Source organism: Streptomyces sp. NPDC104367, assembly GCF_055583825.1.
Genome location: NZ_JBVJND010000011.1, coordinates 247,822 through 261,056, shown reverse-complemented (window position 1 = coordinate 261,056; position 13,235 = coordinate 247,822). Strand labels below are relative to the sequence as shown.

Below are 13,235 nucleotides of genomic sequence, written 5' to 3'. Positions count from 1 at the left end.
CGTTCTCCCTGTACCCCCTGCCCCGGGCATAGGGGGTACAGGGGACGGCTATTTCCCGGCGCGCAGCCGCATGCGGACGAGCCCCTTGCTCGCGTTGATCATGCGGGGGCCGATCTCCGGCGGGGCGTCCCTGCGGCACCAGCGGGCGTTCATGGCCATCTTGGCCGGGGACATGGCGAAGCAGCGGGTGTCGCGCTCGCCGAACCGGAACGAGGGCGCGATGAAGTCGGCGTCCCGGATGTGGGCGAGGATCTTCCGGGCGGCGTCCCCGGGTTTCTCGGTGCCCGCGTCGACGGCCTCGCACAGCTCCCTGGTGAGGTGGCCCATGCGGTTGAACCCGTCGCTCACGGGGAGCGGGGACCCGGGGTGCCCGTGCTCCTCCAGCTCCCGGAAGACACCGTCGTCACCGGTGCGTTCGAACCGGTAGTAGGCGTCCTCCAGCATGACGTTGCCCAGCATCGTGCCCAGCATCCAGGTGCGGTTGACGGCGTTCCACAGCTCGTAGTCGCCGAAGCCGACGAAGGAGCTGTAGACGATGTCGTCGTGGAAGTCGAACAGGCCCTGCTGGAGGTCCTCCAGGTAGCCGAAGCGGGCCATGGACCAGTCGCCGTCCCTGCTGGCCGCGATGAGCCGCCAGCCGAGGGCGTTGACGAGTTCCATGGTGTTGGTGAGGCCGCGGGAGTACAGGGCGTCGATGAAGCCGGCCGCGTGCGAGGTGAGGCAGAACCGCTCGCCGACGACCTGCTTGGCCGAGTACTGGAGCCGGCCCGTCGACACCCACGGGCGGACCGCCCTGGCCTCCCGGAACTGGTGGGCGATCTCCGGGAACCGGGCGAGGAAGTCGTCGAACTCCTGCTGCGGGGCGCGGTCGTCCTTGGGGTACTTGCGCGGGTCCAGCGTGAGGCCCACGCTGCACAGCGGGTTGAGCGACTCGGCGTGGTTGTCGAACGGGATGACCCACAGCCAGCCGCCGTCGAAGACGTGGTGCAGGGTGCCGTGGTGCCAGGGGTTGGGCTGGTCGTGGCGGCGGGCCGCCGGTGCCTTGTCGAAGGCCTCGACGCCGATCATGTGGGTGAACAGGCAGCGGGAGTGGGTCCGGGCGCGGGTGGGCGTCTCGCGCAGGGCGAACTTCTCCGCCAGGGGCGAGCGGAACCCGCTGCCGTCGACCACGTAGTGGGCGCGGAACTCCTCGCCGCCGTCGGTGCGCAGGACCACCCCGGTGTCCGGGTCGGTCTCCACGTCGACGATCCGGGTGGCCGGCCTGGGGTGGGCCCCGTACTTGACGGCCACGTGGAACAGGTAGGCGTCGATGTCCTGGCGGAACAGGTGGGTCTCGGTGCGCAGCACGGAGGGCACCACCAGCTGGTTGATCTCCTGCCAGTTCTGCGGGGAGCCCTCGCGGTGGTGGACGAAGCCGAAGTTCTGCTTCTGCCCGCAGTTGCGCGAGACGTGCTCGCGGATGCCCTTGAAGCTCGACAGGGCGCGCAGTTCGGGCACCTGGTAGCGGTCGGCGATCAGCCGGGTCATGCCCGAGGTGTAGGGGATGGTCGACTCCCCCACCGCGAACCGCGGATGGGTTCCGGCGTCGAGGAGCAACACCTTCACGCCGTTGCGGGCCAGGACGGCGGCCAGCATTCCTCCGGCCATGCCGCTGCCGAGGATCGCCACATCGTATGGGTCACTGCGCTTCATGGAATTCCCGACTCTCCTCGTTGGGGGCTGGTGGCCGCCCGTGACGGGCGGTGGGGTCCGGGCGGTTCACCCGGCCAGGGCCCGGTCCCGGCGGAGATCGCCGCGGGCCCGGACCCCGAGCTTGCGGAAGATCCGTGTCAGGTGCTGTTCGACGGTGCTGACGGTGACGTTCAGCCGGGCGGAGATCTCCTTGTTGCTGAACCCCTCGGCGGCGAGCGCCGCGACGCGCTGTTCGGCGGGGCTGAGCAGGTCCAGGGCCGCCGCGCTCCGGACCGCGGCGGGTCCGCCGGAGGATGCGATCGGGGTCGGCAGCAGGCCCTCGTACCGTGCGGCGAGGGCCGGCGCACCGCACTCGGCGGCCGTCCGCGCGGCCCGGTCCACGAGCTCGCGGGCCTCGGTGTCCCGGCCCGAACGCAGCTGTGCGAGGCCCAGTTCGGCGAGGGCCCCGGCGAGCTGGAGCCGGTCGCCGGACCGCTCCAGGATGGCGGTGGCGGTCCGCAGCAGCGCGCCCCGCTGCGACGGGCGGCCGACGGCGGCGAGGACCCGCAGGGAGAGGCCCCGGGTGCGGGTCAGCGCGTCGCCCGCCAGGTAGAGCTGCTGCCGGGCCAGGGCCTGCGCCCGGTCGGCGGCGCCGAGCGCCAGCAGGGCGTGCGCGGCGCCCGACCGCCACGGGATGAGGGACGGCTGGTCCATTCCCCAACGACGCATCAGCGCACCGCAGTTGACGAAGTCGTCGAGGGCGGCGCGCGGTTGCTCGGTGGCGAGGTAGTGCTGTCCGCGGGCGTGCAGGTAGTACAGGCCGAACCGGCTGTCGAACAGCCCCTGCGGGAGCGGTACTTCGAGGTACTCGGCCGCCGCGTCGCGGTCGCCGAGATCGGTGTTGGCCTGGATCAGGTTGGCGAGCGGGCCGCCGATGCACACGCCCCAGCTCTCCATGGGGATCCGCGCCAGGGCGGCCTCGGCGAGGGTGCGGGCCTGCCCCGGCCGGCCCTGGCGCAGGGCGATGCCGGCCCGCAGGGAGGAGAACTCGGCGATCCACAGGGGGACCCGGCGGCCGCGTGCCTCGGCGAGCCAGTGGTCGCACCAGGCCGCGGCGGCCTCGGTCCGGTCCGCGAACAGCAGCGCGGACACCGCGCAGGTCAGCCATTCATGGGTGCTCCGGCCCAGCCTCATGGCCCGCATCGCCGCCTCCGCGCTGTCCACGACACCGCGGCCGGGACCGTGCCGCAGCACCTCGGACAGGGCCGCCGCGCCGCGGGTGCGCGGGTCCCCGGCGAAGGCGACCCGGCGGGAGACGTCGGTGTCGTCCGCGTCGCCCGGCACCTGGCCGGGGTAGGTGACGGAGAGGAGTTCGCGGGTGGCCCGGGCCTCGGCGACGGCCAGCGGGTCGGTCATGCCGGCGTCGCGGCGCCCGATCCGCTCGACGGCGTCCGCGGCCTCGACGTACCGCCCGTGCCACAGCAGGTACTTGGCGAGCACGAGGGCGTACTGGTCGGGCAGCCTGCCGTCCCGGAGGGCGGCGGCGAGTTCGACGAGGTGCCGCGCGCCCATGGTGGGGTCCAGGGCCCAGGCGGCGCCCGCCAGCAGTGCCTTGAGACGCAGCTGCTCACCTTCGTCCGGGCTGTGCCGCAGGGCGGCTTCGAGGCACTGCCGGGCCTGTGCGGGGCGGCTGGCGGCCAGGTGCCGTTCGGCCGCCTCGCGCAGCTGGTCCACCGCCCAGGCGGCGTCGGTGGTGCCGGCCGCGACCAGGTGGCGGGCGACACCGACGACGGGGGCGCCCTCCTCGTAGAGCAGTTCGGCGGCGCGCCCGTGCAGCCGGGCACGCTCGGCGCCGGTGCAGCCGGCCAGGGCGGCGTGCGCGGCGGCGGCGTGGCGCAGTCGGCCGTCGGCCACCAGTCCGGCGTCCTCCAGCGCCCGCAGGCCCCGGCTCAGCACACCGTCCTCCAGCCCGGCCAGGCGGGCCACGGCCGGGGCCGAGGGCCGGTCCTCGTGGAGGACGGCCAGCGCCTCGGCGAGGTGCAGCAGGGCGGGCCAGCCGCGGTGCAGGCACCCGGTGACGGCGTCCTGGAAGGCGTCGCCGACGACCAGCCGCGGGGTGGCGTGGGCCGGATCGGACGAGCCGTGCCTGCTGTCCTCCGCGAGGGCCTTGACCAGCAGCGGGTTCCCGCCGCTGACGGCGTGGCACTCGGCCGCGAGCCGGTCGGCGAGGCCGGTGCCGACGTACGGGGCGAGGACGGCGGCGACGCCCCCCGCGGACAGCCGGCGCAGGGCGAGCGGCCGGTGCTCGGGGCGGCGGCGCAGTTCCGCGTGCAGCCGGGGGTCCGCCCGGCGGGAGAGGCCGCGCTCGGTCATGACCAGGGTGAGGGGGGCGTCGGAGAGCCGGCGGATCAGCAGCAGGACCCAGTGCAGGGAGAGTTCGTCGAGGAACTGGACGTCGTCCAGGCAGAGCAGGAGCGGGGTGCGCCGGGCCCGTCGCTCGACCGTGGCGCACAGCCGCTGGAGGGTGTGCCAGGTCTCCGGGCCGAGGGTGTCCGGTCCGAGCCCGGACACCGTGGCCCCGCCGCCGGACGCGGCGCCGTCCGCGCGACCGGTCGCCCCGGTGGCCGGCAGGTGCTCGCCGAGCGCCGGTTCGAGGTCGCGCAGCAGCTGTCCGAGCACCGCGCCGGGAGCGTGGCGTTCCACCAACGAGCCCGTCGCGCACCGCACTTCGAAGCCGAGGTCCTTCGCGACGTCGCCGACGACGGTGAGCAGGGCGGTCTTTCCGCAGCCGATGCCCCCGGTGACCAGGGCCACCTGACCCGTGCCCCGGGCGCTGCGTCGGATCATGTCGGTGAGCGAGCTGAGCTCCTGGTCCCGTTCGACCAAGTGCATGTCCGGTCTTCCCTTCGGTCCCTGTGCCGTTGCGTCCGCGTGCCGCGGGACGGTTCCTAGAGGGCGGCGCCGATCCCTTCGCGGGTGTCGGCCGGATCGGTCGCGGTCTCCTCCTCGCCGAGCCCGAGGCGGCTCAGGATCGGGCCGGTCATCACCGTCGTGACGACGGCCATGACGACCATCAGCGAGTACAGCGAGTTGTCCAGCAGGCCGAGTTGGAGACCGACGCCGAGGATGACCAGTTCGGTGAGACCACGGGTGTTCATCAGGGCGGCGAGGGCCGCGGAGGGCCGGGGCGGCAGCTTCGTGACCCGGGCGCCCAGGTAGGTGCCGCCGAACTTGCCGACGACGGCGACCAGGAGGATCAGGCCGAGTTCGCGCAGCCCGCCGGGGCCGACCCCGCCGAGGTCGACCTGGAAGCCGGCCACCACGAAGTACACGGGCAGCAGGACGGCCGTGAGATGGCCGGTGCGGTCCTGGATGTCGGCGCGCAGCGCCGTCGCGCCCTCGCGGGGCACCACCAGGCCGAAGAGGAACGCGCCGAAGATGTGGTGCATGCCCATCGCCTCGGTGGCCGCCGCCGACAGCAGCGCGCCGACCAGCACGACGGCGAACTTGAGGGGTCCCGGCTCGGCGGGCCGGCCGCCGGGCGTGAGCAGGCGGCGCAGCAGCGGCCGTACGGCGAAGACCATCAGGGCCAGGTAGGGCACGAACAGCAGCACCAGCGCGTGATGGCCGCCGGCGCCGACCGAGGCGTTGACCGCGGCCAGCGCGGACCAGGCGACGACGTCGACGAACGCCGCCGCGGCCAGCGCGATGCCGCCGATCGCGGTGCGGGTCAGACCGCGCTCGGCCAGGATGCGGGCCAGGACGGGGAACGCGGTCACGGACACGGCCAGCCCGATGAACACGACGAAGGACCCGCGGGCGGCGGGGTGGTGTCCGGGCAGCAGGGCGAGGGCCAGCCCGATGCCCAGCAGGAAGGGCACGGCGGTCGAGCCGACGGCAGCCGCGACGGTGGTGCGGCCGCGGCCCTTCATGAGGCTGCCCTCGATCTCCAGCCCGACGACGAACATGAAGAGGGCGACGCCGATGTTGGCCACACCGGTCAGGACGGGCCGTACGTCGGAGGGGAAGAGGGTGCCGCTGAGCGATCCGCCGAGCAGGGTGGGGCCGAGCAGCACTCCGGCGAGGATCTCGCCGACGACCGGCGGCTGCTGGAGGCGCGAGGCGAGGTGTCCGAGTCCGCGCGCCATCACGAGAATGATCGCCAGGTCTAGAAAGAGAAGTTGCAACTGGTGACTGTTCATTTCCCCGGCCTTGTCTTCGTCGCGCGGATGTCCCACGCGAGAACGGCACGGGGCAGCCGTCGGACCGAGCGGACGGCTGCCCCGGGTGACTGGTTCAGGACTCCGCCGGCAACGGCGCCGAGTTGTCCGCGATCAGGTCGTCCAGCGTGATGTGGAACAGCGGGTGGTTTCCGCTGAGACCGGATATGAGGGTGACGAAGTCCTCGGCGGGCTTCCGCTCGTGTTCCGGGTCGATCATTTCCTGGGCGAGGCTGTGGTAGAACTCCTTGTATTTCGTCTGGTCGTAGAAACGCTCGACGAATTCGCGGATCTCGTCGAAGAATCCGGAGTACGCGGTGGCGTAGCGGTCCAGGGCCTTGGTCTCGATCTGCGGGTGCTTGATGATCTGGTCGACGATCCCCGCGAGCGTGCTGCCGGCCATGCAGGCGAGGGCGACGCCCGTGGAGAACAGCGGGTCGACGAAGGCCGCCGAGTCGCCGACCAGGACCCAGCCGTCGCCGTAGAAGCGGTCCGAGTGGTACGACCAGTCCCGGGCGGTGCGGAAGCCGGCCGACTGCCGGGCGGGCGCCAGCATCTTCTTGAGCTTGGTGGTGCGGCCCAACTGCTGGTGGAACAGCTCCTCCAGGGACTGCCCGGACTCCCCCGCGCTCGCCACCCGGGTCACGTACCCGACGCTGATGGTGCCCTTGTCGATCGGGATCGCCCAGAACCAGCCGCCGTCCAGGCCCTCGATGAGGATGTTGGTGTACTCGTCGCCGGAGAGGCGCTCGCAGTTGTCGTAGTACGTCCAGACGGCGACGTTGCGCAGTTCGTCGTGCCACTTGACGTCGGTGTAGTGGCGGCTGAGCACCCGGGCCTGGCCGGAGGCGTCGATGACGAGGCCGGCCCGCACCTCGCGGACGCCGTCCATGCCGCGCAGGGCGTAGCGGACGCCGACGACGCGGCCGTCCTCCTCGATCGACTCCTTGACGGTGGCGTCCTCGATGATGTGGGCGCCGAGTTCACGGGCCCGGTCGAGGATGAGCGCGTCGAGGTCGGCGCGGCGGGTGTGGAAGGCGTAGGGGTACTTGCCCTTGAGGAAGGCGAACTTCCACGGCACCTGGTTGTTGCCCCAGACCAGGCTGCCGCCGTACTTCCGCTCGAATCCGCGCTCGTCCATCCGCTCGATGAGGCCGAGTTCCGCCATGGGGCGCATGAACGCCGGAATGAGCGACTCACCGACGTGGTATCGCGGGAAACGCTCCCGGTCGAGCACCAGCACCCGGTGTCCGCGTTGCGCGAGGAGGCCCGCCGTCGTGGCTCCGGCCGGCCCTCCTCCGATAATGACGACGTCGTAGTCGGCGGAAATGCCGTAAAGACTTGACGACATACTGAGACCTTCCCCTAGACCCTGATGCGGTGTGGAAGCGGCGCGGGATTCGGCGAATTCAGGTCTCGCCGTATTGCGCTTCGCCAGTCTGCATCCGGTCGCCTGGACAGAGTCTGCAGCTCCTCTGGATATGTTCTGGTCGTCTCTCTACGGAGCGGTGCGCAGGACTCCGGACGCGCCGACGGCGAGGTCCCACAGGTCCCCCCGCGGCCGCCCGGCGGCCTCCCAGGCGGCCCGGACCCGGTGCAGCGGCTCCAGCGGCGGTTCCGCGGACAGCAGGAAGGTCGCCCAGTGCATCGGCGCCATGATCCGGGCGCCGAGGTCCTCGCAGGCCTGTACGGCCTCCTCCGGGGAGGTGTGCACGGACCGGAGCATCCAGCGCGGTTCGTAGGCGCCGATGGGCAGGATGGCCAGGTCGATGCCGGGATAGCGGTGGCCGATCTCCCCGAACCAGTGGCCGTAGCCGGTGTCCCCGGCGAAGTAGACCCGGTGGCCGGTGCCGGCGGTCAGCATCCAGCCGCCCCACAGACTGCGGCAGGTGTCGGTCAGTCCGCGCCGGCTCCAGTGGTGGGAGGGGACCAGGTCGAAGCGGACCGGGCCGAGCGGGCCGGGCAGCTCCACCGCCTCCCACCAGTCGAGTTCGGCGACCTCGGTGAAGCCCCGGCGGCGCACCCAGCCGCCGAGGCCGGCCGGGACGAGGAGCGGGACGTCGGGCGGCAGCCGGTCGAGGGTGGCGCTGTCGAGGTGGTCGTAGTGGTTGTGGCTGATGACGACGGCGTCGAGGTGCGGCAGCTCCCGCCAGGGCACGCCGACGGGGGTGACGCGTTGCGGGGTGCCGACGATCCGGTCGGACCACACGGGGTCGGTGAGCACGGTCAGTCCGCCGATCCGTACGACGCAGCTGGCATGTCCGGCCCAGGTCAGGGCCAGGTCGGTGGGGGCGGCCTCGGGGACGGGGGCGGGGGCCACCGGCAGCTCGGCGAGCTGCCCGAGGGTGTTGCCGGGCGGGCGCAGCCGCCGGCCGCTCAGGGCGAGGCGGAGGAAGTCCGTGACCCCGGGGAGCGGGGAGGTGAGCCGGTCCTGGAAGGAGGCCGGCCAGTCGCGGATCTCGCCGAACGCGCGGGGCGGGGACAGGGGCGGACGGGCGGGTGTCGTCATCACGGGTCTCCATCGGTCCTGGAACGCGGACCGGCCCCGGCCGCTCCTCGGTCGCTCGGGATCGAGGGCGGGCGGGGCCGGTCGCGGACGGGCGGGGGCCGGTCTCGGCGGACGGGCGGGGGCCGGTGTCAGCCGTGCCGGGGCGTCATACGAGGACACCGCCGAGCATCGCGTCGATCATCTCCTCGATCTGCTCGTCGGTCAGCGGCTTTCCGTGGCCCAGGAACAGACGCAGGATCACCACTCCGGCGAGCATGTCGACCACCGAGGTGAGGTTGACGTCCGCACGGACCAGCCCTTCCTCGCGGCCCCGGACGAACACCTCCTCGACGGCGTCGCGCCAGGGGCAGACCCAGTTGTCCATGTGGCTGGACGGGAAGTTGGGATCGCTGACCGCCTGTGCCGCGAGGTGCGGCAGGAGCCGTCCCTCCGGGGCGTTGAGCAGGCCGTCCCGGAGCCAGCGGGTCATGGCGAAGAGATCCTGGCGGAGGTCGCCGCAGGGCTTGACGTCGAAGTCGGCCATCAGCGTGTCCAGTGCGCTGATGATCATCTCCTCCTTCGTGTGCCAGCGCCGGTAGACGGTGGCCCTGCCCACCCCGGCTCTGCGCGCCACCTGCTCCATGGTCAGTCCCTGGAACCCGGATTCGCCGAGCAGCGTCACCGCCGCCCGCAGGATCGCGGCGTCCGCGCGGTTGCTGCGCGGGCGTCCGATGGGCCGAGGAGCGGTCTTCCGGCCTTCCGCCGTCTCGTACATGTATCCAGTCAGCCTCTCGGTAGGGCCGCTGTCGCGGACCGTGTACGTTCCGAACCGGTCATGCTACGTGCTCGGTCACGGGCGGAGAAGGCTCGGCCGAGGGCACGGCGTGGACCACGCGGCGCCGCGGCATCCACGCGAACACCACCGCGGCCAGGACGAAGACCACCACGGATCCGCCGATCAGCGCGGCGTCCATGCTGTCCACGTAGGCGTGGCGGGCGGTGTCGACGAGCGCCTGTCCCGGGGGGCCCAGCTTCTGGGCGACGGTCAGCGCGGCGCCGACGGTGTCCCCGGCCGCGTCCGCCACCGCCGGGGGCAGACCGGCGACGGCCGGCTTCATGTCGTCGCGGTAGCCGGTGCTGAGCACGCTGCCGAGGACGGCCACGCCGATGACCCCGCCGACCTGCCGGAACGCGCTGGTGATGCCGGACGCCTCGCCCGACTTCTCGTCCGACGCGGTGGCCAGCGCGGCGTGCATCGCGATGGCCAGCGTCAGGCCGATGCCGATGCCGAGCGGCACCTGGCAGGCGGCGACGGCGAGTTCGCCGGAGTCGACGCCCGTGGTGGAGAAGACCAGCAGTCCGACGGCCATCAGCACCAGCCCCGTCACCACCGGGCCGCGCGGGCCGACCCGCGGGGCGAGCCGTTCGGCCGTGCCGGCTCCGATCATGACGGCGAGCACCACCGGCAGCATCCGCACGCCGGTGCCGAAGGAGGTGTTGCCGAGGACGGCCTGGAGGTAGGGGCTCAGCATGAAGAGGAAGCCGGTCATCGCGAAGTGCACCAGCAGCAGCGCGGTGATGGAGGCCCCGAAGTAGCGGTTGCCGAAGGCCCGTACGTTCAGCAGCGGATGGGGGACGCTCCGCTCGCGCAGGACGAACAGGACGAGGAAGACGACGCCGGTCGCGGCGACGCCCAGCGTACGGCCGCTCAGCCATCCGTCGTCGGGCGCCCGGGTCAGCGCGAAGGTGAGGGCACCGAGCCCCAGGACCGACAGCACGGCGCCCTGCCAGTCGAAGCCGTGCTCGCGCACGCCCCTGTGCTCGGGGAAGAGGTAGACACCGGCGGCCAGGGCCACGACCAGGACCGGGATGTTGATCAGGAAGACCGAACCCCACCAGAAGTGCTCCAGCAGCCAGCCGCCGGCCAGCGGGCCGATCGGCAGGCCCAGGGCGACGCCCGCGGACCAGACGGCCAGGGCGCGCGCCCGCTCCTGCGGGGCGAAGAGCACCGGCAGCATGGCGAGGGAGACCGGGGTGACGATGGCCGCGCCCAGGCCCATCAGGGCCCGGCCGAAGATGAGTGCGCCGGAGCTGTCCACCATCGTCGCGTAGCCGGAGGCGAGGCCGAAGACCGCGAGCCCCACCAGCAGAAGCCGCTTGCGTCCGATCCGGTCGGCGAGCACGCCGAACGGCAGCATCAGGCTGGCGAACACCAGCAGATACGCGTTGTGGAACCACTGGAGGTCGGAGTTGGAGGCGCCGAGCTCACTGACCAGCTCGGGCATCGCCACGTAGAGGATCGTCGCATCCAAGCCGTTGACCAGCACGCACATCACCAGAACGGCCAGTGCCCACCAGCGTTTCGGACTGGTCCACACTGCGGGTGCAGACACGGATCTCCCCTTTCATAGTTTTGATACGAGACCGACCCGTATCAAAACACGGGCGTGCCGGACCGGCACCCCCTCAACTCGGCGTAGGGGGTGGTTTTCAGTCGGCCGGGTGAAGCCGCCCTCGGAGGGTCAGCCGGTGCGCAGTTCGTCGCCGTCCGAGACGGCCCGCGCCGGTCGGGGCGGTTCGGCGGGACGCCCGGGCGCCCAGTCCGTCTGGGCGCACTCCCTGGCGAAGGCGCGGGTCAGATCGTCGAAGCGGTAGACCCCGGCCCCGGTCCGCTCCAACAGGCCCACGTCGGCCAGGAGTTCGAGATGGGCGACGACCTCGAAGCGGCGCACGTTCAGCAACTGGCTTGATTCGGGCACCCCGATGGCCTCCAGTCCCGTCCGGCTCAGCAGCCGGAACAGATGGGCCGCCTCCACCGGCAGACTCCGGTAACTGGCGCCCAGCGAGGCGCGGACGCTCATCCCGTCGTCGCCCGCGACCGCCAGCAGGTCGAGCCGGGCGACCGGATCCTCGTAGAGGTCCGCCAGCCGCTCGGGGGTCGAGTAGGGGTCCTCCCGCAACGCGGCCGCGGTGATCCGGATGCCGAGCGGCAGGTTCCCGCACAGCTCGACCAGCCGGTGGATGGCCGGCCCGTCGCCCGCCTTCGCCGTACCGCCGACGAGCCTGGCGAGGAGTTCGGCCGCGAGGCCGGGATCGAGCGGCTTGAGACCGATGCGGTGGGCGCCGTACCGCGCGACCAGACCGCGCTGCGGACGGCGGCTGGTGACGATCACACAGGCGGACCCCTGGGGCACCAGCGGATGGATCTGCTCCATGTCCACCGCGTCGTCCAGCAGGATCAGCAGGCGCTTCTTGTGCAGCAGGCTGCGGTACAGCGTGGCCCGGCCGTCGAGGTCGGCGGGGAGCGCGGCCCGGGCGACACCCAGGCCCTCCAGCAGCCGGCCCAGGACGTGGAAGGGATGGTGCGGACGGTCGCTGGTCCCGCCGAGGTCCGCGTACAGCTGCCCGTCCGGGAACCGGCTCAGGGACTCGTGCGCGACCTCCAGGGCGAGCGCGCTCTTGCCCACCCCGGGCGGGCCGTCGACGGTGAAGATGGGTGCGATCCGGCCGCGCTGCGGGTCCGCCTCGCCCAGCCATCCGCGCGCCCGCTCCAGCTCCCCGTCCCGGCCGATGAACGTGACCGCCCGCGAGGGCAGTTGACGCGGACGCAGCCCGGCGTACGGCTGCGCGGCGAAGTCGCCCTCGGTGCGGACGGGGACGGAGGCGAGCACCTGGCCGCTCGGCGCGACCGGCCGCCGCGGGACGTCGTCGTCCACCCGGGACGCCAGGATCCGGGCGTGCAGGTCCTGGAGTTCGGCCCCGGGCTCGATGCCGAGTTCGTCGCGCAGGTAGGTGCGGGCCTCGCCGTAGGCCTGGAGGGCGTGGGCCTGCCTGCCGCACCGGTAGAGGGCGAGCATCAGCAGACAGCGCAGCCGCTCGCGCAGCGGTTCCTGCGCGATGGCCTCGCTCGTCACCACGATCGCCTCCTCGCTGCGCCCGGCGGCGATCATTCCGGCGATCCAGTCCTCCGCGGCGGAGAAGCGCATCTCACGGAGCCGGCTGCGCTCCATGGAGGCGAACGGGCCCGGCACTCCGGCCAGTGCGTCCCCGCGCCACAGCGCGAGCGCCTTGCCGAGCACGTCGAAGGAGGCGTCGCTGCTGCCCTGGGCGGACAGCCGCCGGGCCTCGCCGAACTGGTGCACGAACAGGCTGGCGTCCACCGATTCCAGGGGCAGCCGCAGTTCGTAGCCGCCCGCGGCGGAGAGCAGGACGTCTCCCGACTCCCGGCCGCGGCGGGTGGGGTCGAGCACCCTGCGCAGTCCCGCGACGTAGGTGTGCACACCGTTCAGGGCCGTGTTCGGCGCCGTGGGCCCCCATAAGCCGTCGACGATCTGGCTGATGTCGATCACCGTCCCGCGGTGCGCGGCCAGCAGCGCCAGCAGCGCCCGCTGTTTGGGCGGCCCGACGGACAGTTCGTGGTCCCCCTTCCAGACGCGCAGCGGCCCCAGAAGCTGGATGGACAGCGATCCCTCTGCAGTCGACATGAATCCCCCTTGAGAACCCCGACGTGTACGCGTTCCGGAACACGATCGTTCTTCAGACCAAGACAGGATGCTTGCGAAAGCAAAGTCGCGGCAGGAAGACACCTTCGCTCCCCTACCTCGCAGCGGCATGTCTTCGTCATATTCCAATACGGCTGCACCAACATTCGATCACATATTGACGTCGCCATACAAGACGACACAGCGGGGGGCGACAGGCTTTTACGCGCCGATAACCGCGCGCCATGATCACTCGTCAACCTGCGCGTACATAAGCGCAGTTCACCCCTCGCGAGCCACTCCCCGGGGCACTGAAACTCGGTGCTTTAGGCTACAACTACCGTTCCGCCCACTGAACTCGGCCTGACCGAGAGT

The 13,235-nt window shown here is 72.1% G+C and carries 8 protein-coding genes; all 8 read right to left on the bottom strand.

Annotated features, from left to right (window positions below; translation table 11 throughout):
* Nucleotides 1–48: 48 nt before the first annotated feature.
* Nucleotides 49–1,692, bottom strand: coding sequence for an NAD(P)/FAD-dependent oxidoreductase (locus ACZ619_RS19175; RefSeq protein ID WP_469600072.1), 1,644 nt, complete (start codon nucleotides 1,690–1,692; stop codon nucleotides 49–51).
* A 66-nt stretch (nucleotides 1,693–1,758) separates the two neighbouring features.
* Nucleotides 1,759–4,563, bottom strand: a complete 2,805-nt coding sequence (locus ACZ619_RS19170; RefSeq protein WP_469600070.1) for an AAA family ATPase — start codon at nucleotides 4,561–4,563, stop codon at nucleotides 1,759–1,761.
* 56 nt (nucleotides 4,564–4,619) lie between these two features.
* Nucleotides 4,620–5,819, bottom strand: a complete 1,200-nt coding sequence (locus tag ACZ619_RS19165; protein ID WP_469600068.1) for a cation:proton antiporter domain-containing protein — start codon at nucleotides 5,817–5,819, stop codon at nucleotides 4,620–4,622.
* Between the two features lie 148 nt (nucleotides 5,820–5,967).
* Nucleotides 5,968–7,242, bottom strand: coding sequence for an NAD(P)/FAD-dependent oxidoreductase (locus ACZ619_RS19160; RefSeq protein WP_469600066.1), 1,275 nt, complete (start codon nucleotides 7,240–7,242; stop codon nucleotides 5,968–5,970).
* Between the two features lie 147 nt (nucleotides 7,243–7,389).
* A complete protein-coding gene (locus ACZ619_RS19155) occupies nucleotides 7,390–8,400 on the bottom strand; it encodes an MBL fold metallo-hydrolase (protein ID WP_469600064.1) in 1,011 nt (336 codons plus the stop codon).
* Nucleotides 8,401–8,545: 145 nt separating this feature from the next.
* Nucleotides 8,546–9,154: a TetR/AcrR family transcriptional regulator gene (locus ACZ619_RS19150; protein ID WP_469600063.1), complete on the bottom strand. Its 609-nt coding sequence runs from the start codon at nucleotides 9,152–9,154 to the stop codon at nucleotides 8,546–8,548.
* Nucleotides 9,155–9,212: 58 nt separating this feature from the next.
* Nucleotides 9,213–10,772 carry a DHA2 family efflux MFS transporter permease subunit gene (locus tag ACZ619_RS19145; RefSeq protein ID WP_469600061.1) on the bottom strand — a complete coding sequence of 520 codons (1,560 nt, stop codon included), beginning with the start codon at nucleotides 10,770–10,772 and terminating at the stop codon, nucleotides 9,213–9,215.
* A 129-nt stretch (nucleotides 10,773–10,901) separates the two neighbouring features.
* On the bottom strand, nucleotides 10,902–12,863 hold the full coding sequence (locus ACZ619_RS19140) for an AfsR/SARP family transcriptional regulator (protein WP_469600059.1): 1,962 nt from the start codon (nucleotides 12,861–12,863) through the stop codon (nucleotides 10,902–10,904).
* Nucleotides 12,864–13,235 lie beyond the last annotated feature (372 nt).

What these genes read in the sequence shown, in the direction of transcription:
- ACZ619_RS19175 (WP_469600072.1), bottom strand. Translation starts at nt 1,692, where the DNA reads ATGAAGCGCAGTGACCCATACGATGTGGCGATCCTCGGCAGCGGCATG.
- ACZ619_RS19170 (WP_469600070.1), bottom strand. Translation starts at nt 4,563, where the DNA reads ATGCACTTGGTCGAACGGGACCAGGAGCTCAGCTCGCTCACCGACATG.
- ACZ619_RS19165 (WP_469600068.1), bottom strand. Translation starts at nt 5,819, where the DNA reads ATGGCGCGCGGACTCGGACACCTCGCCTCGCGCCTCCAGCAGCCGCCG.
- ACZ619_RS19160 (WP_469600066.1), bottom strand. Translation starts at nt 7,242, where the DNA reads ATGTCGTCAAGTCTTTACGGCATTTCCGCCGACTACGACGTCGTCATT.
- ACZ619_RS19155 (WP_469600064.1), bottom strand. Translation starts at nt 8,400, where the DNA reads ATGACGACACCCGCCCGTCCGCCCCTGTCCCCGCCCCGCGCGTTCGGC.
- ACZ619_RS19150 (WP_469600063.1), bottom strand. Translation starts at nt 9,154, where the DNA reads ATGTACGAGACGGCGGAAGGCCGGAAGACCGCTCCTCGGCCCATCGGA.
- ACZ619_RS19140 (WP_469600059.1), bottom strand. Translation starts at nt 12,863, where the DNA reads ATGTCGACTGCAGAGGGATCGCTGTCCATCCAGCTTCTGGGGCCGCTG.